Annotated in this window: 18 protein-coding genes and 1 tRNA gene; 15 read left to right on the forward strand and 4 right to left on the reverse strand. The window is 70.0% G+C overall.

What is annotated here, in order from left to right:
* Positions 1 to 2: 2 nt before the first annotated feature.
* Positions 3 to 1256: a pyridoxal phosphate-dependent aminotransferase gene (locus tag O2W16_RS12480; protein WP_269159144.1), complete on the reverse strand. Its 1254-nt coding sequence runs from the start codon at positions 1254 to 1256 to the stop codon at positions 3 to 5.
* Positions 1257 to 1482: 226 nt separating this feature from the next.
* Here O2W16_RS12480 and O2W16_RS12485 point away from each other — a divergent pair.
* From O2W16_RS12485 to O2W16_RS12525, 9 genes are all read left to right on the forward strand, one after another.
* Positions 1483 to 1558, forward strand: a tRNA-Trp gene (locus tag O2W16_RS12485).
* Between the two features lie 63 nt (positions 1559 to 1621).
* Positions 1622 to 2086, forward strand: a complete 465-nt coding sequence (gene secE, locus O2W16_RS12490; RefSeq protein WP_269159145.1) for a preprotein translocase subunit SecE — start codon at positions 1622 to 1624, stop codon at positions 2084 to 2086.
* Positions 2087 to 2126: 40 nt separating this feature from the next.
* Positions 2127 to 3023, forward strand: coding sequence for a transcription termination/antitermination protein NusG (nusG, locus tag O2W16_RS21680; protein WP_269159146.1), 897 nt, complete (start codon positions 2127 to 2129; stop codon positions 3021 to 3023).
* An 87-nt stretch (positions 3024 to 3110) separates the two neighbouring features.
* Entirely contained in the window at positions 3111 to 3539 is a 429-nt protein-coding gene (gene rplK / locus O2W16_RS12500; RefSeq protein ID WP_036334253.1) for a 50S ribosomal protein L11, read from the forward strand.
* 127 nt (positions 3540 to 3666) lie between these two features.
* Positions 3667 to 4386 (forward strand): 50S ribosomal protein L1, encoded by a 720-nt coding sequence (gene rplA / locus O2W16_RS12505; RefSeq protein WP_269159147.1) that lies wholly within the window; start codon positions 3667 to 3669, stop codon positions 4384 to 4386.
* Positions 4387 to 4714: 328 nt separating this feature from the next.
* On the forward strand, positions 4715 to 5347 hold the full coding sequence (gene rplJ / locus O2W16_RS12510; RefSeq protein ID WP_269159148.1) for a 50S ribosomal protein L10: 633 nt from the start codon (positions 4715 to 4717) through the stop codon (positions 5345 to 5347).
* A gap of 17 nt (positions 5348 to 5364) precedes the next feature.
* The gene (gene rplL, locus O2W16_RS12515; RefSeq protein WP_269159149.1) at positions 5365 to 5754 is read left to right on the forward strand and encodes a 50S ribosomal protein L7/L12; all 390 of its coding nucleotides are present in this window, start codon (positions 5365 to 5367) and stop codon (positions 5752 to 5754) included.
* Positions 5755 to 6356: 602 nt separating this feature from the next.
* Complete coding sequence (rpoB, locus tag O2W16_RS12520) at positions 6357 to 9866, forward strand: DNA-directed RNA polymerase subunit beta (protein WP_269159150.1); 3510 nt, start codon at positions 6357 to 6359, stop codon at positions 9864 to 9866.
* 96 nt (positions 9867 to 9962) lie between these two features.
* On the forward strand, positions 9963 to 13862 hold the full coding sequence (locus O2W16_RS12525) for a DNA-directed RNA polymerase subunit beta' (protein ID WP_269159151.1): 3900 nt from the start codon (positions 9963 to 9965) through the stop codon (positions 13860 to 13862).
* 112 nt (positions 13863 to 13974) lie between these two features.
* Here O2W16_RS12525 and O2W16_RS12530 read toward each other — a convergent pair whose 3' ends face one another.
* From O2W16_RS12530 to O2W16_RS12540, 3 genes are all read right to left on the reverse strand, one after another.
* The gene (locus O2W16_RS12530) at positions 13975 to 15015 is read right to left on the reverse strand and encodes an LLM class F420-dependent oxidoreductase (RefSeq protein WP_269159152.1); all 1041 of its coding nucleotides are present in this window, start codon (positions 15013 to 15015) and stop codon (positions 13975 to 13977) included.
* 88 nt (positions 15016 to 15103) lie between these two features.
* Positions 15104 to 15319, reverse strand: coding sequence for a hypothetical protein (locus O2W16_RS12535; protein WP_269159153.1), 216 nt, complete (start codon positions 15317 to 15319; stop codon positions 15104 to 15106).
* 93 nt (positions 15320 to 15412) lie between these two features.
* The gene (locus O2W16_RS12540) at positions 15413 to 16393 is read right to left on the reverse strand and encodes a hypothetical protein (RefSeq protein WP_269159154.1); all 981 of its coding nucleotides are present in this window, start codon (positions 16391 to 16393) and stop codon (positions 15413 to 15415) included.
* Positions 16394 to 17034: 641 nt separating this feature from the next.
* On the opposite strand from O2W16_RS12540, the gene rpsL reads away from it, so the two are divergent.
* The 6 genes from rpsL to rplC all read left to right on the forward strand — a co-directional run bounded on the left by rpsL (position 17035) and on the right by rplC (position 22459).
* Positions 17035 to 17409: a 30S ribosomal protein S12 gene (gene rpsL / locus O2W16_RS12545; protein ID WP_036334266.1), complete on the forward strand. Its 375-nt coding sequence runs from the start codon at positions 17035 to 17037 to the stop codon at positions 17407 to 17409.
* Positions 17409 to 17879 (forward strand): 30S ribosomal protein S7, encoded by a 471-nt coding sequence (gene rpsG, locus O2W16_RS12550; RefSeq protein ID WP_269159155.1) that lies wholly within the window; start codon positions 17409 to 17411, stop codon positions 17877 to 17879. Before rpsL ends, rpsG begins: the two co-directional genes overlap by 1 nt.
* A gap of 87 nt (positions 17880 to 17966) precedes the next feature.
* Entirely contained in the window at positions 17967 to 20066 is a 2100-nt protein-coding gene (fusA, locus tag O2W16_RS12555; RefSeq protein WP_269159156.1) for an elongation factor G, read from the forward strand.
* Between the two features lie 94 nt (positions 20067 to 20160).
* A complete protein-coding gene (tuf, locus tag O2W16_RS12560; RefSeq protein ID WP_269159157.1) occupies positions 20161 to 21354 on the forward strand; it encodes an elongation factor Tu in 1194 nt (397 codons plus the stop codon).
* 119 nt (positions 21355 to 21473) lie between these two features.
* Positions 21474 to 21779: a 30S ribosomal protein S10 gene (rpsJ, locus tag O2W16_RS12565; protein ID WP_014742859.1), complete on the forward strand. Its 306-nt coding sequence runs from the start codon at positions 21474 to 21476 to the stop codon at positions 21777 to 21779.
* A 14-nt stretch (positions 21780 to 21793) separates the two neighbouring features.
* A complete protein-coding gene (gene rplC / locus O2W16_RS12570) occupies positions 21794 to 22459 on the forward strand; it encodes a 50S ribosomal protein L3 (RefSeq protein ID WP_269159158.1) in 666 nt (221 codons plus the stop codon).
* Positions 22460 to 22473 lie beyond the last annotated feature (14 nt).

Genomic DNA, 22473 nt, shown 5'->3' on the forward strand with positions numbered 1-22473 from the left:
CCTCAGTCGGCAGAGCTGAGGAGCTGTTGCATCCGGCGGACGCCCTCCACCAGGTCGTCGTCCCCCAGGGCGTAGGACAGCCGGAGGTACCCCGGCGTCCCGAAGGCCTCGCCGGGGACGACGGCGACCTGGGCCTGCTCCAGCAGCAGCTCGGCCAGCTCGGCGCTCGTGGTGACGGTGCGGCCGGCGATCGACCGGCCGAGCAGTGCGGTCACCGCGGGGTAGACGTAGAAGGCGCCCAGGGGCTCGGGACAGGCGATCCCCGGGATCTCCCGGAGCATCCCCACCACGGTCCGGCGGCGCCGGTCGAGTGCGGCCCGCAGCTCCGCCACGCTGGACTGGTCGCCGGTCAGCGCGGCCACCGCGGCGGCCTGGGCGATGTTCGAGACGTGTCCGGCCGAGTGCGACTGCAGGGCCGTCGCACCGGCCACCACGTCGGCCGGACCGATCAGCCAGCCCACCCGCCAGCCGGTCATCGCGTAAGCCTTGGCCACCCCGTTGACGACGACGCACCGCGGCTGGATCTCCGGGACCAGGGCGGGCAGTGACGCCGCCGTCGTCCCGTCGTAGGTCAGGTGCTCGTAGATCTCGTCGGTGACCACCCAGAGGCCGGCCGCCAGCGCCCACCGGCCGATCTCGGCGACCTCCTCGGGCGGGTGGACGGCGCCCGTCGGGTTGGCCGGGGAGCTGAACAGCAGCAGCTTGGTGCGCGGGGTGCGAGCCGCCTCCAGCTGCCCGACGGAGACGAGGTACCCGCTGGCCTCGTCGGCGACCACGGGTACGGGGACGCCGCCGGCCAGCCGGATCGCCTCCGGGTAGGTCGTCCAGTGCGGCGTCGGCAGCAGGACCTCGTCGCCGGGGTCCAGCAGCGTCGCCAGCGCCTGGGCGACCGCCTGCTTGCCCCCGGCGGTGACCAGGACGTCGGTGGGCCGGGCGGTCAGTCCCGAGTCGCGCAGCGTCTTGGCGACGATCGCCTGCCGGAGTTCCGGGAGGCCCCCGACCGGGGTGTACCGGTGCATCGCGGGATCCCGGGCCGCCCGGACGGCCGCGGCGACGACGTGGTCGGCCGTGGCGTGGTCCGGCTCTCCCGCGGCCAGGTTGACCACCGGCCGCCCGTCCGCCCGCAGCGCCTTGGCGCGGGCGTCGGCGGCCATCGTCGTCGAGGAGGTGACGGCACCGACCCGCCGGGAGACCCGCCGCTCCGCCGGTGGCGCCGGCTCGGCGGGATCGGACCCGGGCGCAGGGGCGGTCAGCATGATCCGATCGTGGCAGACGCGGCGGTGCGCCCGGCCCCGTCCGAGCGCCCCCGTGCGGGGGCCCCGTGTGGGGCCTCGCCTCCCGTGTTCGCTCCTGGTCGGGTGGGTCCCGTACACTCGACGACCTGGGGCCTGCGGGACCCCGCCACCGGCGTGCCCCGGAGGCCCTCTTCGGGGGGTCACGTCGAGACTCGGGCCGCGCCGCGACGCGGACCCGGCGATCCCTAGGGGTGTAGCTCAATTGGCAGAGCAGCGGTCTCCAAAACCGCAGGCTGCAGGTTCAAGTCCTGTCACCCCTGCCACGACCTGACGACCGACCGAGATGAGCCGACCGAAGTGAGCCGGACCGACGTGAGCGAGGCGCTGTGAGCGAGAAGGACGGCGAGCCGGACGGCGAGCAGGTCGACGCCGAGCAGCTCGACGCCGAGACGCCGGGCGTGGACGACGCGGCTGCGCTCGAGGCCGCCGAGGCCGATGTCGCCGACGATGCGGAGTCCGACGAGGACAAGGTCGTCGCCACCCCCACCCAGCGCCGGTCCCGGTCCTCCCGCCGTCCGGCCGACCGGACGCCGGACGCCGGACCCGCGGGGGAGGGCACCCGCACCCGGGCCGACGCCGAGCGGGCACGCGCCGCGGAGCTGAAGGAGAAGCGGAACCTGGGGCGGTTCCTGCGCGAGGTCGTCGCCGAGCTGCGCAAGGTCATCTGGCCCGGCCGCAAGGAGCTGATCACCTACACCACCGTGGTGATCATCTTCGTGGCCGTCATGGTCGCGATCGTCGCCGGCCTGGACCTCCTCTTCGCCCAGGGCGTGCTCGCCGTCTTCGGCTGACCGTCCGCGCCTGCACCGCACCCGACAAGGAAGAGACCCTGTGACTGACCCCCGCGAGCCCTTCGAGACCGACAGCGCCGTCGAGGGCACCGACCTCGACGACGCGCGTGCGGACGTGCGCGGCAGCGCCGACCTCGAGACGGGCGCCGGCGAGACCGGGTCCGCCGAGGGATCGACCGACACCGCCGACCAGGACACCAGCACCGACGCCGCCGACGTCGTCCCCGACGTCGAGACCGGGGAGCCGGCCACCCTGGCCGCCGACCCGTCGCCCGAGCCGGCCCCCGACCACGACCTGCCCGTCAGCGAGGCCCTCGAGGCCGCGGCCGCAGAGGACGAGGACCCGGCGGAGGCCCTGCGCTCGACGCTGCGCGGGCAGTTCGGCGACTGGTACGTGATCCACTCCTACGCGGGCTACGAGAACAAGGTGAAGACCAACCTCGAGTCCCGGATCACGTCGCTGGACATGGAGGACTACATCTTCCAGATCGAGGTGCCCACCGAGGAGGTCACCGAGATCAAGAACGGCAAGCGGACCCAGGTCAACCGCAAGAAGCTGCCGGGCTATCTGCTGGTCCGGATGGACCTCAACGACGAGTCCTGGGGTGCCGTCCGGAACACCCCGGGCGTCACCGGCTTCGTCGGGGCCACCTCCAAGCCCTCGCCCCTGAGCATCGACGAGGTCGTCAACCTGCTGGTCCCGGCGACGACCGCCAAGCCGGTCTCCGCGACCGAGGCCGCCCCCAGCGCCGGCCCCGCGCCGGAGGTCGAGTTCGAGGTCGGCGAGTCCGTCACCGTCATGGACGGTCCGTTCGCGACGCTGCCGGCGACCATCAACGAGATCAACCCGGAGCAGCAGAAGCTCCAGGTGCTCGTCTCCATCTTCGGCCGCGAGACGCCGGTCGAGCTGTCGTTCACCCAGGTCACCAAGATCTGATCAAGGACCCGTCGCCCCCCGTCGCTCGTAAACTCGCCTCGGGGCCCTGCGACGGGGCCGTTCCATCCCGTTACGAAGAAGGAAGTCATGCCCCCCAGGAAGCGGTTGACCGCGGTCATCAAGCTCCAGATCAACGCCGGTGCGGCCACCCCCGCGCCGCCCGTGGGCCCCGCCCTCGGTCAGCACGGCGTCAACATCATGGAGTTCTGCAAGGCGTACAACGCCGCGACGGAGGCGCAGCGCGGCAGCGTCATCCCCGTCGAGATCTCGGTCTTCGAGGACCGGTCGTTCACCTTCGTCACCAAGACGCCCCCGGCAGCGCGCATGCTGCTGAAGGCCGCCGGTGTGGAGAAGGGCTCGGGTGAGCCGCACAAGACCAAGGTCGCGACCGTCACCCGCGACCAGGTCCGCGAGATCGCGCAGACGAAGATGGCCGATCTGAACGCCAACGACCTCGAGCAGGCCGAGAAGATCATCGCCGGTACCGCCCGGTCGATGGGCATCACCGTCAAGTGACGGTCGCCGCCGTCTGACGGCGGCGTTGCACCACCCGGGTCCACGCGGACCCGGCCAGCACTCGTGGGAGGGCCTCGCCAGGCCCGCGCACCACGCGACCCCCGATCCGGGGGGAAGGAGAACCACCATGGCAAAGCACGGCAAGAACTACCGCAAGGTCGCTGAGCTGGTCGACGCGGACGCGCTGTACAGCCCGCTGCAGGCCGCCGGTCTGGCCAAGCAGACCTCGACCACCAAGTACGACGCGACCGTCGAGGTCGCCATCCGGCTCGGGGTCGACCCCCGCAAGGCCGACCAGATGGTCCGCGGCACGGTCAACCTGCCGCACGGCACCGGCAAGACCGCGCGCGTCATCGTCTTCGCGACCGGCGACAAGGCAGCCGAGGCCGAGGCCGCCGGCGCCGACGTCGTGGGCTCCGACGACCTGATCGAGCAGATCCAGGGCGGCTTCCTGGACTTCGACGCCGCGATCGCCACCCCGGACCAGATGGCGAAGGTCGGTCGGATCGCCCGCATCCTCGGCCCCCGTGGCCTGATGCCGAACCCGAAGACGGGCACGGTGACCCCCGACGTCACCAAGGCCGTCAACGACATCAAGGGCGGGAAGATCAACTTCCGCGTCGACAAGCAGGCCAACCTGCACCTGGTGATCGGCAAGGCGTCCTTCGACCAGGCCAAGCTGGTGGAGAACTACGCCGCCGCCCTCGACGAGGTGCTGCGGGCCAAGCCGTCGGCGGCCAAGGGTCGGTACCTGAAGAAGGTCACCGTCTCCACCACCATGGGCCCGGGCATCCAGGTCGACCCGAACCGCACCCGCAACCTCACCGTGGACGAGCCCTCCGCCTGATCGACGGACCCCGTCTCCACGAGGGCCCCGCAGCGCACGGCGCTGCGGGGCCCTCGTGCGTCCGGGCCCGCGGTGGCGTGTACTCTTGCCGCTGTTCCCCCCAAGACCGCTGGTCGTCGCACGTCCGCGTGCGATCGAAGGTCCGGAGATCACCGGACGACCCGCGCAGGTGGACGGTTCGACGAACGTGTCACGGCACGGGCTCACGGCCCCTGCAGCGTGATCGTCCCTCGCCCCGTGCGCTCTGCGCCGGGGCGTTCCTCGTCTCCGGGCCCGATCTCCCCGGGCGCTCGTCGCCGGTGGTCGCCCGACAGACGAGAGGAGGCCCATGCCCACGCAGGCGAAGGCCGCGGTGATCGAAGAGATCACCGAGCGGTTCCAGAAGTCCAGCGCGGCCGTGCTCACCGAGTACCGCGGGCTGACCGTGGCGCAGCTGACCGAGCTGCGTCGTTCCCTCGGTGCGGGCAGCAGCTACGCCGTCGTCAAGAACACCCTGACGAAGCGGGCAGCGGACTCGGTCGGTCACTCCGACCTGGCCCCGCTGCTCAACGGCCCCACCGCGATCGCCTTCATCGAGGGCGACCCGGTCGAGGCCGCCAAGGCCATCCGTGACTTCGCGCGGGCCAACCCGCTGCTGGTCATCAAGGGCGGCGTGGTCGAGGGCCGCACGGTCGACGCAGCCGAGGTCACCCGCCTCGCCGACGTCGAGTCCCGTGAGGTCCTGCTGGCCAAGCTGGCCGGCGCCATGAAGGGCAACCTCACCAAGGCAGCCGGGCTGTTCCAGGCCCCGCTGTCGCAGGTCGCCCGACTGGCCGAGGCCCTCAAGGAGAAGAAGCCGGCCGAGGGCGCTCCCGCCTCGGACGACGCTGCTCCCGCCGACTCTGCTGCTGACACCACCCAGGCCGCCCCGGCCACCACCGACGAGAGTGCTGCCGCGGACTCCGCGGCCAGCACCGACTGACCCCCCAAGGAGACACCATGGCCAAGCTTTCCACTGACGAGCTGCTCGACGCCTTCAAGGAGATGACCCTCCTGGAGCTGTCGGACTTCGTGAAGGAGTTCGAGACCACCTTCGACGTCACCGCCGCTGCCCCGGTCGCCGTTGCGCCTGCCGGTGGCGCCGGTGGCGGCGCTGCCGCCGAGGCCCCGGTCGAGCAGGACGAGTTCGACGTCGTCCTCGAGTCCGCCGGTGACAAGAAGATCCAGGTCATCAAGGAGGTGCGCGGCCTGACCTCGCTCGGCCTCAAGGAGGCCAAGGACCTGGTCGACAACGCGCCGAAGCCGGTCCTGGAGAAGGTCGCCAAGGACGCTGCGGAGAAGGCCAAGGCCGCCCTCGAGGGCGCCGGCGCCACCGTCACCGTCAAGTGACCCCTCGCCCGGCCGCCGCCCCCGCGGCGGCCGGGTAGCACCACCCCGGCCCCCGCGGCGGCCGGGTAGCACCACCCCGCACTGACGACAGGGGCCGATCCACTCCGGTGGGTCGGCCCCTGTCGTGCGTCCAGGTCGGCCCTGGCGGGGTGGCCGGTCGCCTGCGGCCGGGTGTCCGTAGGCGCGTCGTTCACCCACAGGTCCCGGCGTGGCAGTTCCCGCTGGGCTGCCGCACTGGCATCATCGGCAGCGCACTCGCCTCGCTCGCCCCCGATCCCGCGGCGCTGCGCTCCGCCTCCGGAGCCCAGTGCTCCCGGGCCGGGTGGGCACCGGCCACCCCTCGTGGGTGGGTCCCCGGCCGCTGCGGCGGCCCGACGTGGACACCGGCGCTGAGCAGGGGTAGGGTCTCCTGTTGCGCTGCCCTCTGACTGCCAGCCCGCCGAGACGGGTCACGAGGGGTGCCCGGGAACGGCTCCGGGGAACCCCGTGTTGACCGTACCGACGGGGCAGGCATCCGCGGTCAGCCTCGCCGACAACGACGACGACCCAGGACGAACTGCACCCACCGCCCGCACGTCGTGAGGTCCTCGAAAGGACGCATCTTGGCAGGCTCTCGCCCCACCAGCATCACCCCCGGCACCACCGAGTCCAGCAGCACCCCGACCACCGCGGTCGACGTGCAGCCCGGTCCCCGCACCGGCGGCACCGACCACCAGAAGATCCCCGGCGCGCCGCTGCGCGTCTCGTTCGCCAAGATCCGCGAGCCGCTCGAGGTCCCGGACCTGCTCGCGCTCCAGACCGCCTCCTTCGACTGGCTGGTCGGGAGCCCGGCGTGGCGGGCCACCCTCGCTCCCGAGGACCAGGCCGGCGCGGTGGGCGGGCTGGCGGAGATCCTCGAGGAGATCTCCCCGATCGAGGACTTCAGCGGCTCGATGTCGCTGTCCTTCTCCAACCCGCGCTTCGAGGACGTCAAGGCGTCGCTCGAGGAGTGCAAGGACAAGGACATGACCTACGCGGCGCCGCTGTTCGTCACCGCCGAGTTCATGAACAACACCACCGGCGAGATCAAGAGCCAGACGGTGTTCATGGGCGACTTCCCGGTGATGACGAGCAAGGGCACGTTCGTCATCAACGGGACCGAGCGCGTCGTCGTCTCCCAGCTGGTCCGCAGCCCCGGCGTCTACTTCGACAAGAGCCTGGACAAGACGTCGGACAAGGACGTCTACAGCGCCAAGGTCATCCCCAGCCGCGGTGCGTGGCTGGAGTTCGACGTCGACAAGCGCGACACCGTCGGCGTCCGGATCGACCGCAAGCGCCGCCAGCCGGTCAGCGTCCTGCTCAAGGCCCTCGGCTGGACCGAGGACCGCATCCGCGAGCACTTCCAGTGGTCGCCCACGATGCTGGCCACCCTGGAGAAGGACCACCTCGCCGGCCAGGACGAGGCGCTGCTGGACATCTACCGCAAGCTGCGTCCGGGCGAGCCGCCGACGCGTGAGTCGGCGCAGGCGCTGCTGGAGAACCTCTTCTTCAACCCGAAGCGCTACGACCTGGCGAAGGTCGGCCGCTACAAGGTGAACAAGAAGCTCGGCGTCGAGGTGCCCAAGGGCACCTCCACGCTCACCGAGGACGACATCGTCGCCACCATCGAGTACGTCGTGCGTCTGCACGCCGGCGAGCCCGACCACGGCGTCGACGACATCGACCACTTCGGCAACCGTCGCCTGCGCACGGTCGGTGAGCTGATCCAGAACCAGATCCGGGTCGGCCTCTCCCGCATGGAGCGCGTGGTCCGCGAGCGGATGACCACCCAGGACGTCGAGGCGATCACGCCGCAGACGCTGATCAACATCCGGCCGGTCGTCGCCTCCATCAAGGAGTTCTTCGGCACCAGCCAGCTCTCGCAGTTCATGGACCAGACGAACCCGCTCGCGGGCCTGACCCACAAGCGCCGCCTGTCGGCGCTGGGCCCGGGTGGTCTGTCCCGTGAGCGTGCGGGCATGGAGGTCCGCGACGTACACCCGAGCCACTACGGCCGGATGTGCCCGATCGAGACCCCTGAGGGCCCGAACATCGGCCTGATCGGCTCGCTGTCCTCCTTCGGCCGGGTGAACCCCTTCGGCTTCATCGAGACGCCGTACCGCAAGGTCGTCAACGGCACCGTCAGCGACCAGATCGACTACCTCACCGCCGACGAGGAGGACCGCTTCGTCGTCGCCCAGGCCAACTCGCCGCTGGACGCGTCGGGCCGGTTCGCCGAGGACCTGGTCCTCGTCCGCACCAAGGGCGGGGAGACCACCGACCTCGCCCCGGAGAACGTCGACTACATGGACGTCTCGCCACGGCAGATGACCTCGGTCGCGACGGCGATGATCCCGTTCCTCGAGCACGACGACGCGAACCGCGCCCTGATGGGCGCGAACATGCAGCGTCAGGCGGTCCCGCTGCTGCGCAGCGAGGCCCCGCTGGTCGGCACCGGCATGGAGCTGCGTGCCGCCGTCGACGCCGGTGACGTCGTGGTGGCCGAGAAGGCCGGTGTGGTCGAGGACTCCACCGCCGACTACGTCACCGTGATGGCCGACGACGGGACCCGGCAGACCTACCGGCTGCTGAAGTTCCAGCGCTCGAACCAGGGCACCTCGATCAACCAGAGCCCGGTGGTCGAAGAGGGCCAGCGGGTCGAGGTCGGTCAGGTCGTCGCCGACGGCCCGTGCACCGACGAGGGCGAGATGGCGCTGGGCAAGAACCTGCTCGTCGCCTTCATGCCCTGGGAGGGCCACAACTACGAGGACGCGATCATCCTGTCGCAGCGCCTCGTGCAGGACGACGTCCTGTCCTCGATCCACATCGAGGAGTTCGAGGTCGACGCCCGCGACACCAAGCTCGGTGCCGAGGAGATCACCCGGGACATCCCGAACGTCTCCGAGGAGGTTCTCGCCGACCTCGACGAGCGCGGGATCATCCGGATCGGTGCCGAGGTCGTCCCCGGCGACATCCTCGTCGGCAAGGTCACGCCCAAGGGCGAGACCGAGCTGACCCCCGAGGAGCGGCTGCTGCGGGCGATCTTCGGTGAGAAGGCCCGCGAGGTGCGCGACACCAGCCTCAAGGTCAAGCACGGTGAGTCCGGGAAGGTCATCGGCGTCCGGGTCTTCTCCCGCGAGGACGGCGATGAGCTCCCCGCCGGCGTGAACGAGCTCATCCGGGTCTACGTGGCCCAGATGCGCAAGATCAGCGACGGCGACAAGCTGGCCGGCCGCCACGGGAACAAGGGCGTCATCTCCAAGATCCTCCCGCAGGAGGACATGCCGTTCCTCGAGGACGGCACGCCGGTCGACATCGTGCTCAACCCGCTGGGCGTGCCCGGCCGGATGAACGTCGGCCAGGTGCTGGAGACCCACCTCGGGTGGATCGCCAAGACCGGCTGGGAGGTCGAGGGCACCCCGGAGTGGGCGGCAAAGCTGCCTGGTGCTGCGCGCCAGGCCGCCCCGGGCACCCGCACCGCGACCCCCGTCTTCGACGGCGCCAAGGAGGAGGAGATCATCGGCCTGCTGGGCTCGACGATCCCGAACCGCGACGGCAACCGGATGGTCAAGGAGACCGGCAAGGCGCGGCTGTTCGACGGCCGTTCCGGGGAGCCCTTCCCCGAGCCGATCTCGGTGGGCTACGTCTACATCCTGAAGCTGCTGCACCTGGTCGACGACAAGATCCACGCCCGCTCGACCGGCCCGTACTCGATGATCACGCAGCAGCCGCTGGGTGGTAAGGCGCAGTTCGGTGGTCAGCGCTTCGGTGAGATGGAGTGCTGGGCGATGCAGGCCTACGGCGCCGCCTACGCGCTGCAGGAGCTCCTCACCATCAAGTCCGACGACATCCTCGGCCGCGTCAAGGTGTACGAGGCGATCGTCAAGGGCGAGAACATCCCGGAGCCGGGCATCCCGGAGTCCTTCAAGGTGTTGCTCAAGGAGCTCCAGTCGCTCTGCCTGAACGTGGAGGTCCTCTCCAGCGACGGCAACGCGATCGAGCTGCGTGACACCGACGACGAGGTCTTCCGGGCCGCGGAGGAGCTGGGCATCGACCTCAGCCGTCGCGAGCCGTCGTCCGTCGAAGACGTCTGATCGGCCGCCGGCCGGCCCTGACCGAGTCCGGGCCGGCCGGCCCCACACCCTCATCGATTAGAAGCGAAGAACTAGCCCCGGAAAGGGGTACATCGAGTGCTCGACGTCAACTTCTTCGACGAACTGCGCATCGGTCTGGCCAGCGGTGACGACATCCGCCAGTGGTCACACGGCGAGGTGAAGAAGCCCGAGACCATCAACTACCGCACTCTCCGTCCGGAGAAGGACGGTCTGTTCTGCGAGAAGATCTTCGGTCCCACCCGGGACTGGGAGTGCTACTGCGGGAAGTACAAGCGGGTCCGCTTCAAGGGCATCATCTGCGAGCGCTGCGGCGTCGAGGTCACTCGCGCCAAGGTGCGTCGTGAGCGGATGGGCCACATCGAGCTGGCCGCGCCGGTCACCCACATCTGGTTCTTCAAGGGCGTCCCCTCGCGCCTGGGCTACCTGCTCGACCTGGCGCCCAAGGACCTCGAGAAGATCATCTACTTCGCTGCGTACATGATCACCTCCGTCGACGACGAGGCGCGTCACCGCGACCTGCCGACCGTCGAGGCCGAGATCAGCGCCGAGAAGTCCAACCTCGAGGGTCGCCGCGACGCCGACGTGGAGGCCCGCCAGCAGAAGCTGGAGGCCGACCTCGCCGAGCTGGAGGCCGAGGGTGCGAAGTCCGACGTGCGCCGCAAGGTGCGCGAGGGTGGCGAGCGCGAGATGCGCCAGCTGCGCGACCGGGCCCAGCGGGAGATCGACCGCCTCGAAGAGGTGATGGACACCTTCCGCAAGCTCGAGGTCAAGCAGCTCATCGCCGACGAGGGCCTCTACCGCGAGCTCCGCGACCGCTTCGGTGAGTACTTCGAGGGCGGCATGGGCGCTGCGGCGCTGCAGAAGCTGCTCGCCGGCTTCGACCTCGACGCCGAGGCCGTCTCGCTGCGCGAGACCATCCGCAGCGGCAAGGGTCAGCGCAAGCTGCGGGCCCTCAAGCGGCTGAAGGTCGTCGCGGCGTTCCAGCAGACCCAGAACTCGCCCATGGGCATGGTGCTGGACTGCGTGCCGGTGATCCCGCCGGACCTGCGCCCGATGGTGCAGCTGGACGGTGGCCGCTTCGCGACCAGCGACATGAACGACCTGTACCGCCGGGTGATCAACCGGAACAACCGGCTCAAGCGACTGCTCGACCTGGGCGCGCCGGAGATCATCGTCAACAACGAGAAGCGGATGCTCCAGGAGTCCGTGGACGCGCTGTTCGACAACGGTCGTCGTGGCCGGCCGGTCACCGGTCCGGGCAACCGTCCGCTGAAGTCCCTGAGCGACCTGCTCAAGGGCAAGCAGGGCCGGTTCCGCCAGAACCTGCTGGGCAAGCGTGTCGACTACTCCGGCCGTTCGGTCATCGTCGTCGGCCCCCAGCTGAAGCTGCACCAGTGCGGCCTGCCCAAGCAGATGGCGCTGGAGCTGTTCAAGCCCTTCGTCATGAAGCGGCTGGTCGACCTCAACCACGCGCAGAACATCAAGTCCGCCAAGCGGATGGTCGAGCGCGCGCGGCCGGTCGTGTGGGACGTCCTCGAAGAGGTCATCACCGAGCACCCGGTGCTGCTGAACCGGGCGCCGACCCTGCACCGTCTGGGCATCCAGGCCTTCGAGCCCCAGCTGGTCGAGGGCAAGGCCATCCAGATCCACCCGCTGGTCTGCACCGCGTTCAACGCGGACTTCGACGGTGACCAGATGGCGGTGCACCTGCCGCTGTCGGCCGAGGCGCAGGCCGAGGCCCGCATCCTCATGCTGTCCAGCAACAACATCCTGAGCCCGGCCGATGGTCGCCCGATCACCGCGCCGACCCAGGACATGGTGCTGGGCCTCTACCACCTGACCTCCCTCTCCGGGACGGTCGAGGTGCCGGAGGGCGAGCGGCCGAAGTCCTACTCCACGACCGCCGAGGCCGTCATGGCCTTCGACAAGGGCGTGCTCGGGCTGCAGGAGCGGGTCCTGATCCGCCTCGACGAGGTCTTCGGCGTCGACAGCGGCCCGAACGACCCGTGGGAGGCCCCCGAGGGCTGGGAGCCCGGCCGGCCGGCCGTCGTCTCCACCAGCCTGGGCCGGGTCCTCTTCAACGAGGCCCTGCCGGAGGACTACCGGTTCGTCAACTACCAGGTGCCGAAGAAGGCGCTGGGCGCGATCGTCAACGACCTCGCCGAGCGCTACCCGAAGGTGCAGGTGGCGGCGACGCTGGACGCCCTCAAGTCGGCCGGGTTCCGCTGGGCGACCCGGTCGGGCGTGACGATCGCGATCGACGACGTCGTCACCCCGCCGGTGAAGGCCGCGATCCTGGAGCGGCACGAGGACGAGGCCCGCAAGATCGAGCGGCAGTACGAGCGCGGCGTCATCACCGACGCCGAGCGTCGTTCCGAGCTCATCGAGATCTGGACGCGGGCCCGGGCCGAGGTCAGCCAGGCCATGGTCGACAACTTCCCGACCACCAACCCGGTCTGGGTCATGGTCAACTCCGGCGCGCGCGGCAACATGATGCAGATCAGCCAGATCGCCGGCATGCGTGGCCTGGTGGCCAACCCGAAGGGCGAGATCATCCCGCGGCCGATCAAGGCCAATTTCCGGGAGGGTCTGTCGGTGCTGGAGTACTTCATCTCCACGCACGGTGCTCGCAAGGGCCTGGCCGACACCGCGCTGCGGACCGCCGACTCCGGGTACCTCACCCGCCGGCTGGTGGACGTCTCGCAGGACGTCATCATCCGCGAGGAGGACTGCGGCACCGAGCGTGGCGTGATCATGCCGATCGGCACCGTGGTGGACGGCACGGTCATCCGTGACGCCCACGTGGAGACGAGCGTCTACGCCCGTGCACTGGCCGCTGACGTGGTCGCTGCCGACGGCACCCAGATCGCCCCGGCCGGGGCGGACCTGGGCGACGTGCTGATCGCTCAGCTCGTCGACGCCGGTGTCTCCGAGGTCAAGGTGCGCTGCGTGCTCACCTGCGAGTCGCTGCTGGGCACCTGCGCCACCTGCTACGGCCGGTCGCTGGCGTCGGGCAAGCTCGTGGACGTCGGCGAGGCGGTCGGGATCATCGCCGCCCAGTCGATCGGTGAGCCGGGTACGCAGCTGACCATGCGCACCTTCCACACCGGTGGTGTGGCCGGTGCCGACATCACGCACGGTCTGCCGCGTGTGGTCGAGCTCTTCGAGGCCCGTGTCCCCAAGGGCAAGGCCCCGATCGCCGAGCTGGCCGGCACCGTCCGGATCGAGGACGGCGACCAGTTCCGCAAGCTCACCATCAACCCGGACGACGGTTCGGACGAGGTCGTCTACGACAAGCTGTCGCGTCGTTCGCGGCTGCGGGTCGAGGACGGCGGGCACGTCGAGGTCGGCGAGCAGCTGACCGAGGGTGCTGTCGACCCGCACGAGGTGCTGCGGATCATGGGCCCGCGTGAGGTGCAGCTGCACCTGGTGCGCGAGGTCCAGGAGGTCTACCGCAGCCAGGGCGTGTCGATCCACGACAAGCACATCGAGGTGATCATCCGCCAGATGCTGAAGCGGGTGACCATCATCGACTCGGGCGCGACGGAGTTCCTGCCCGGTGCGCTGGTCGAGCGGACACTGTTCGAGACGGAGAACCGTCGGGTGGTCGCCGAGGGTGGCGAGCCGGCCTCGGCCCGTCCGGTGCTGATGGGGATCACCAAGGCGTCGCTGGCGACGGAGTCGTGGCTGTCGGCCGCCTCCTTCCAGGAGACGACCAAGGTGCTCACCGACGCCGCCATCCAGGGCAAGAGCGACAGCCTGCTCGGGCTCAAGGAGAACGTGATCATCGGGAAGCTGATCCCGGCCGGTACCGGCATCAGCCGCTACCGGAACATCACGGTCGAGCCGACCGAGGAGGCGCGCGCCGCCGTCTACACCATGGCCGGCTACGACGACGGGCAGTACTACAGCCCCGACGTCTTCGGTCAGGGCACGGGCGAGGCCGTCCGGCTCGAGGAGTACGACTGGCGCTGATGCGCTGAGTGAGTGACAGAGAGGCCCCGCACGCCAGCCGGCGTGCGGGGCCTCTCTGCGTCCTGCCGCGTCACGTGACGCAAGGAGCCGGGTGTCCCCGGTTCGCCAGGGTTCAGCCGGCCAGGCGGCGCATCGTCTCGACCGTGCGGAGTCGGCCCTCACGGCTGTCGTCGAGGGGCTGCAGGTTGATCGTGGTCACCCCCGCCTCCGCGAACGCGGCGATCCGCTCGGCCACGTAGGACTCCGACCCGATGAGGGAGGTAGCCCGCACCAGGTCCTCCGGGACGGCGGCGGCCGCCTCGTCCTTCCGTCCGGACAGGTACAGCTCCTGGATGGCCTCGGCCTCGGCCTCGTAGCCGTACCGGCGGGCCAGGTCGTTGTAGAAGTTCTTGCCCTTGGCGCCCATGCCGCCGACGTACAGCGCGATCCCCGGCCGTACCGCCTCGACCAGGTGGTCGACGTCCTCGCCGATCGCCACCGGCACGCCGACGACGACGTCGAGCTCGCCCAGCGAGGGGTCCCGCTTGGCCTTGCCCGCCTCGAGCGAGGCGCCCCAGACGTCGGCAGCGCGCTCTGGGTGGAAGAAGATCGGCTCCCACTTCTCCGCGATCTCCGCGGCGAGCTCGACGTTCTTCGGCCCGAGTGCGGCCAGCAGCACCGGGATCTGCGGCCGCACCGGGGTGTTGATCAGCTTCAGCGGCTTGCCGAGGCCGGTGCCCTGGTCGGCCGGGAGCGGCACCTGGTACTTCTTGCCGTCGTGCTCCAGCCGTTCGCGGCGCCACACCTGGCGGCAGATCTCCACGATCTCGCGCGTCCGCTGCAGTGGGGCGTCGTACGGCAGCCCGTGCCAGCCTTCGATGACCTGCGGGCCCGAGGCGCCGAGCCCGAGGGTGAACCGGCCGCCGGACACGAAGTCCAGGCCGGCCGCGGTCATCGCGATCAGCGCGGGCGTGCGGCTGTAGATGGGCAGGATGCCGCTCATCAGCTCGACCCGGTCGGTCACGGCCGCGAGGTAGCCCAGCTGGCTGACCGCGTCGAACGTGTACACCTCCGCGCACATCGCGACGTCGAGCCCGGCGGACTCCAGGTCGCGGATCTCCTCCGCGGTCTGCTTGAAGTCACCGGCGTAGCTGGCCTGGATCCCGATGCGCACGCGCCCTCCTCGGCGTTCGCGGCACCCTCGTCGGTGCCACGTGCCGCGACGGTAACGGCCTGGCGGGGGAGCGGGGCCCCGGGGCGGCTCAGAGGGCGCGGACGGTGCCGATCACGTGGGTGACGACCCGTACGCCGTCGACGTCGGCCGGCACGCGGGCGCCGGCGCCCGGCTCGGTCAGGTCGACCCGCACCACGTAGTCGGCGGCCTGCCGCGCGAGCCCGACCCCGGCGACACCGGGGTCGGAGGCGAAGCGGGAGGCCAGTGCGTTCTTGGCAGCCCGGGCGGAGGCGCGGTCGGTCATGCCACCCATGGTGCCCTTCCCCGCAGGATCAGGACAGGGCAAGGGCCGCCGGTGCCCTCCCTCCGGGGCTCCCCGGCCCGCGGGCTCCTCGACTCAGCCCGCGAACCACTCGACGTCGAGCTCGCGCAGCACGGTGGCCAGCGGGTTGGCGAACGTGACGCCACCCCCGGCGCTGCCGCCGGTGGTGGACCCGGCGAACAGCAGCCCCAGCGGGGCGCGGTCCCGGCTGCGCCAGATCACCGACCCGCTGTCGCCGCCCGCGCTGAAGGCGCCGGTGAGGCCCTCGATCTCGACCTGGTCGTCGAAGGTGTGCACGACGTCGTCGAACTGCACCCCGACGCCGTCCACCTCGACGGCGGTGATCCGTCCGTGGGTGTGGCCGGTCGTGCGCCCCACCTTCTCCACCAGTTCCTCGGGGTCGGTCTCGTCCGCGGCAGCGACCACGGCGGAGAGCGGGCCCCCGGGGTAGCCGGCGGGATCGACGGCCATCCCCGGGTCCAGGGCGGCGACCGCGGCGTCGACGAGGTTCCCCGGCCGGCTCCGGAACCGGACGAAGGAGGTCAGCTCGCCGATCCGGTCGGTCTCGAGGCCGCCGTCGGCGACGCCTGGCTGGAGCACCGGGTCCCCCTCCGTGGCCGCGTCGCTGTTGGCCAGCACGTGGTTGTTGCTCACCACCAGCAGCTCGTCCCGGCCGGCGCGCCGGACGAACCCGCCGAGGGTCCCGGCGGTGACGTCCCGATGACTGATCGACGATCCTGGCCGCAACGGACGGCCGCGCCTGCGCAGCTCCTCGGAGGTGGGGGAGCTCAGTGGCCGGACCGGGCCGATGACCCGGACGTCGACCTCGTCCCGGGCGCCGGCGTCCAGCCCGGCGAGCACCACCTCGGCGTCGGCCGGCTCGATCAGCCGGATCGCCAGGTGCACCTGACCCCCGGTGACCGGGGTCAGGCCCAGGGCGACCCCGCTCCACCGACCAGGCCCGTCGACCGAGCTGGCGACGACGCTGGACGGCGGTACCTCGCTCAGCCGCTTGGACAACCGGGCCTTCAGTTCGCGGGCGTTGTCGGGGAGCACGGCTACCTCCGGGCGGCAGGGGCACCGATGACCGGGTGCCGGATGGACTGGGTGCGGGACGTGAGCGGGTCAGCACCGACCGTAGGGCGGGAGTCCGACAGAAGCGACGCGGGACGTGCCGCCCCACGGGTGTCGGTGCACCTGCCCGCCGCCGTCCGATTCGGGTACGTTGCCGGCACGACCCCTCGGGCAGCTGCGTGCCAGCGCCCGGGAATGTGCCCGGTACGCCGCCAGTTGGTGCAGGACAGACCGGCTGACCCCGGTGCGCAGCCCACAAGTCGACCCGGCTTTGACCGGTCCGGCCGGGCCGGGTACTGTGGTCAGCTGTGCCCAGGATGACTGGGCCTGCTCCCGTTCGCGGTGCACCTGGGTGTCCATCGGTCCTCGGATCGACCGGATGCTGGGGGCCACTCCCGTCACAGACGGGGCCCACTGCAAGGTGGTGTGGCCGGTGCCGAGTCGCGAGGGGCGATGAGTCCGGTTCGATCAACTGACCGGTTCTCGCGAAGGGCGACACGCCCGAACGCGGGGGTCGGAGGGTGGGTCGCGGGCAGACTCGAAGGGCCGGGCGACCGGGCACACCACAGCAGTGCACCACATCCACAGCACGACCCAGCGCAGGCAGGAGATCCAGGCCACCCATGCCCACGATCCAGCAGCTGGTCCGCAAGGGCCGCGAGGACAAGGTCGAGAAGACCAAGACCCCGGCGTTGAAGGGATCCCCTCAGCGCCGCGGCGTGTGCACGCGCGTCTACACGACGACGCCGAAGAAGCCGAACTCGGCGCTGCGCAAGGTCGCTCGCGTCCGCCTCACCAGTGGCGTCGAGGTGACCGCCTACATCCCGGGCGTCGGCCACAACCTGCAGGAGCACTCGATGGTGCTCGTGCGCGGCGGCCGGGTGAAGGACCTCCCCGGCGTCCGGTACAAGATCATTCGCGGATCGCTGGACACCCAGGGCGTCCGCGGCCGCAAGCAGGCTCGCAGCCGCTACGGCGCGAAGAAGGAGAAGAGCTAATGCCGCGCAAGGGCCCCGCGCCGAAGCGTCCGCTCGTCGCCGACCCGGTGTACCAGTCCCAGCTGGTGACCCAGCTGGTGAACAAGGTGCTCGTCGACGGCAAGCGCTCCATCGCCGAGGCGATCGTCTACGGCGCCCTCGAGGGCGTCCGGGCGAAGAACGACACCGACCCGGTCGTCACGCTCAAGCGTGCGCTGGACAACGTGAAGCCCGCCCTCGAGGTGCGCAGCCGCCGCGTCGGTGGTGCCACCTACCAGGTGCCGATCGAGGTCCGCCCCTCCCGCAGCACCACCCTCGGCCTGCGCTGGCTCATCCAGTACAGCCGGGCGCGCCGCGAGAAGACGATGACCGAGCGCCTCATGAACGAGCTGCTGGACGCGAGCAACGGTCTCGGTGCCGCGGTCAAGCGCCGCGAGGACACGCACAAGATGGCCGAGTCGAACAAGGCCTTCGCGCACTACCGCTGGTGACGACAGTCCCTCAGCAGCCGCTGCCCGCGGTGGACCCGGGCGACCCCCGGGCGCCGCGCACGGACGAGACAGAAGAGGAGTGACGTAATGGCCCAGAACGAGGCCCAACTCGCCAAGACCCGCAACATCGGGATCATGGCGCACATCGACGCCGGCAAGACGACCACGACCGAGCGGATCCTCTTCTACACCGGTATCAACTACAAGATCGGTGAAGTCCACGACGGCGCGGCCACGATGGACTGGATGGAGCAGGAGCAGGAGCGCGGCATCACGATCACGTCCGCCGCGACGAAGTGCTCCTGGGCCGATCACGACATCAACATCATCGACACCCCGGGTCACGTCGACTTCACCGTCGAGGTGGAGCGGTCGCTGCGGGTCCTCGACGGGGCGGTCGCCGTCTACGACGGTGTGGCCGGCGTCGAGCCGCAGACCGAGCAGGTCTGGCGGCAGGCAGAGAAGTACAGCGTTCCGCGCATGTGCTTCGTCAACAAGCTCGACCGCACCGGTGCCGACTTCTTCCGCTGCGTCGAGATGATGATCGAGCGCCTCGCGGCCAACCCGCTGGTGCTGCAGCTGCCGATCGGGGCCGAGGCCGACTTCATCGGCGTCGTCGACCTGGTCTTCATGCGCGCACTCACCTGGCGCGGTGAGACCAAGATGGGCGAGGACTACTCCATCGAGGAGATCCCGGCGGAGCTCGCCGACCAGGCCGCCGAGTACCGCGAGAAGCTGCTCGAGAACATCGCGGACTTCGACGACTCGCTGATGGAGGACTACCTCGGCGGCGAGGAGATCGCCCCCGAGCGCCTCAAGGCCGCGATCCGCAAGGCCACCATCGCCGGCCAGGTCAACCCGGTGCTCACCGGCACGGCGTTCAAGAACAAGGGCGTGCAGCCCCTGCTCGACGCGGTCGTCGACTACCTGCCCAGCCCGCTGGACGTCGAGTCGATCGTCGGCACCGCGCTGGACGGCGAGACCGAGGTCCTGCGGCACGCTGACGAGAACGAGCCGTTCTCCGCACTGGCCTTCAAGATCCAGACGGACCAGCACCTGGGCAAGCTGACCTACATCCGGGTCTACTCCGGCAAGCTCGACGCGGGTTCCCCGGTGCTGAACAGCACCAAGGACCGCAAGGAGCGGGTCGGCAAGATCTACCAGATGCACGCCAACAAGCGCGAAGAGCGCGCGGGCGTGGGCGCCGGCGAGATCGTCGCCGTCAACGGGATGAAGAACACGACCACGGGCGACACCCTCTGTGACCCGCAGAGCCCGGTGATCCTCGAGTCGATGACCTTCCCCGCGCCGGTCATCTCGGTGGCGATCGAGCCCAAGACCAAGGGCGACCAGGAGAAGCTCGGCACGGCGATCCAGAAGCTGGCCGAGGAGGACCCCACCTTCCAGGTCAAGCTGGACGAGGAGACCGGTCAGACGGTCATCTCCGGGATGGGCGAGCTGCACCTGGAGATCCTGGTCGACCGCATGCGGCGCGAGTTCCGCGTCGAGGCCAACGTCGGCAAGCCGCAGGTGGCCTACCGCGAGACGATCCGCAAGGCCGTCGAGCGCTACGACTACACGCACAAGAAGCAGACGGGTGGCTCCGGCCAGTTCGCCAAGGTGCAGATCGCCCTTGAGCCGCTGGAGATGAGCGGCGACTCGGCGACCTACGAGTTCGAGAACAAGGTCACGGGTGGGCGCATCCCGCGGGAGTACATCCCGTCGGTCGACGCCGGCATGCAGGACGCCATGCAGTACGGCATCCTCGCCGGCTACCCGATGGTCGGCGTCAAGGCGTCGCTCCTGGACGGCCAGTACCACGAGGTCGACTCCTCGGAGATGGCCTTCAAGATCGCCGGTTCGATCGCCTTCAAGGAGGCTGCCCGCAAGGCCAGCCCGGCCCTGCTGGAGCCGATGATGGCGGTCGAGGTCGTCACCCCTGAGGAGAACATGGGCGACGTCATCGGCGACCTGAACTCCCGCCGCGGGACCATCCAGGCGATGGAGGAGCGCTCCGGCGCTCGCGTCGTCCGGGCCCTGGTGCCGCTGTCGGAGATGTTCGGCTACGTGGGCGACCTGCGCAGCCGCACCCAGGGGCGGGCGAGCTACACCATGGTGTTCGACACCTACGCCGAGGTCCCGGCCAACGTTGCCAAGGAGATCATCGCCAAGGCGACCGGCGAGTAACGGGACGGCGGGCCCGGGTACCCCGGGCCCGCCCCCCGAGCACGGACCACCCCAGACACGAGCACGACTGCGAAGACACGGAGAGAGGATCCCAGTGGCCAAGGCCAAGTTCGAGCGGACCAAGCCGCACGTCAACATCGGCACCATCGGGCACATCGACCACGGTAAGACGACGCTGACCGCGGCGATCACCAAGGTGCTGCACGACAAGTTCCCGAACCTCAACGAGGCGTCCGCCTTCGACATGATCGACAAGGCGCCCGAGGAGAAGGCCCGCGGCATCACGATCTCGATCGCCCACGTCGAGTACCAGACCGAGAACCGGCACTACGCGCACGTCGACTGCCCCGGGCACGCCGACTACATCAAGAACATGATCACCGGTGCGGCGCAGATGGACGGCGCCATCCTCGTGGTCGCGGCCACCGACGGCCCGATGCCGCAGACCAAGGAGCACGTGCTCCTGGCCCGCCAGGTCGGTGTCCCCTACATCGTGGTCGCGCTGAACAAGGCCGACATGGTCGACGACGAGGAGATCCTCGAGCTCGTCGAGCTGGAGGTCCGTGAGCTGCTGTCCGAGTACGAGTTCCCGGGCGACGACGTCCCCGTGGTCCGCGTCTCGGCGCTGAAGGCGCTCGAGGGCGACGCCGAGTGGGGCGACAAGCTCATGGAGCTCATGAACGCCGTCGACACGGCGATCCCCGAGCCCGAGCGTGAGATCGACAAGCCGTTCCTCATGCCCGTCGAGGACGTCTTCACGATCACCGGTCGTGGCACGGTCGTCACCGGTCGCGTCGAGCGCGGCATCGTCAAGGTCTCCGAGGAGATCGAGATCGTCGGCATCCGCCCGACCTCGACCAAGACGACCGTCACCGGCGTCGAGATGTTCCGCAAGCTGCTCGACCAGGGTCAGGCCGGTGACAACGTCGGTCTGCTGCTGCGTGGCATCAAGCGCGAGGACGTCGAGCGCGGCCAGGTCGTCGTGAAGCCGGGTTCGATCACCCCGCACACGAACTTCGAGGGCTCGGTCTACATCCTCTCGAAGGACGAGGGCGGCCGCCACACGCCGTTCTTCAACAACTACCGTCCCCAGTTCTACTTCCGGACCACGGACGTCACCGGCGTCGTCACGCTGCCTGCGGGCACCGAGATGGTCATGCCGGGCGACAACACCGAGATGTCGGTCGAGCTGATCCAGCCGATCGCCATGGAGGAGGGCCTGCGCTTCGCCATCCGCGAGGGTGGCCGCACCGTCGGCGCCGGTCGGGTCGTCAAGATCAACCAGTGACACCCTGACGGGCGGCGGCCGGATCGGCCGCCGCCCGTCAGCCGGGTCGGGGAAACCGACCCAGGGTCAGCAGACCCACTTGTACTTTCACAACCGATCGGCAGGAGCGAAGACAACCGATGGCGGGACAGAAGATCCGCATCCGGCTGAAGGCCTACGACCACGAGGCCATCGATGCCTCGGCTCGGCGCATCGTGGACACGGTGACGAAGACCGGAGCGCGCGTCGTCGGCCCAGTGCCGCTGCCGACGGAGAAGAACGTGTACTGCGTCATCCGCTCGCCGCACAAGTACAAGGACTCGCGCGAGCACTTCGAGATGCGTACGCACAAGCGGCTCATCGACATCCTCGACCCGACGCCGAAGACGGTCGACGCGCTGATGCGCATCGACCTGCCGGCCTCGGTCGACGTCAACATCCAGTAAGGGCTGTCCCAGACATGGCGAGCACATTCCGTGGTCTCCTCGGCGAGAAGCTGGGGATGACCCAGGTCTTCGACGAGAACAACCGCATCGTGCCGGTGACCGTCATCAAGGCGGGCCCGTGCGTGGTCACCCAGGTGCGCACTCCCGAGAAGGACGGCTACTCGGCCGTCCAGCTCGGCTTCGGTGCGATCGACCCCCGCAAGGTGAACAAGCCCGAGGGCGGGCACTTCGCCAAGGCCGGGGTCACGCCCCGCCGGCACCTGGTCGAGCTGCGCACCGAGGACGCCGCTGACTACACGGTCGGTCAGGAGCTGACCGCCGAGGTCTTCTCCGACGTGGCCAAGGTCGACGTCATCGGCACCAGCAAGGGCAAGGGCACCGCCGGCGTCATGAAGCGTCACGGCTTCAAGGGCCTCGGCGCGGGTCACGGCACCCACCGCAAGCACCGCGCCCCAGGCTCGATCGGCGGGGCCTCCACCCCGGGTCGCGTCTTCAAGGGCGTGCGCATGGCCGGACGCATGGGCGCGGTCACCACGACCACGCTGTCGCTGAAGGTCCACCAGGTCGACACGGAGAAGGGCCTGGTGCTCATCAAGGGCGCCGTTCCCGGTCCGCGCGGCGGGCTGCTGCTCGTCCGTTCCGCGGTCAAGGGTGGCCCCGTAGGGAGTGACGCGAAGTGACCACATCGACATCC

The organism is Modestobacter sp. VKM Ac-2984 (genome assembly GCF_026967985.1).
In the GTDB taxonomy this organism is placed as follows: Bacteria; Actinomycetota; Actinomycetes; order Mycobacteriales; family Geodermatophilaceae; genus Modestobacter.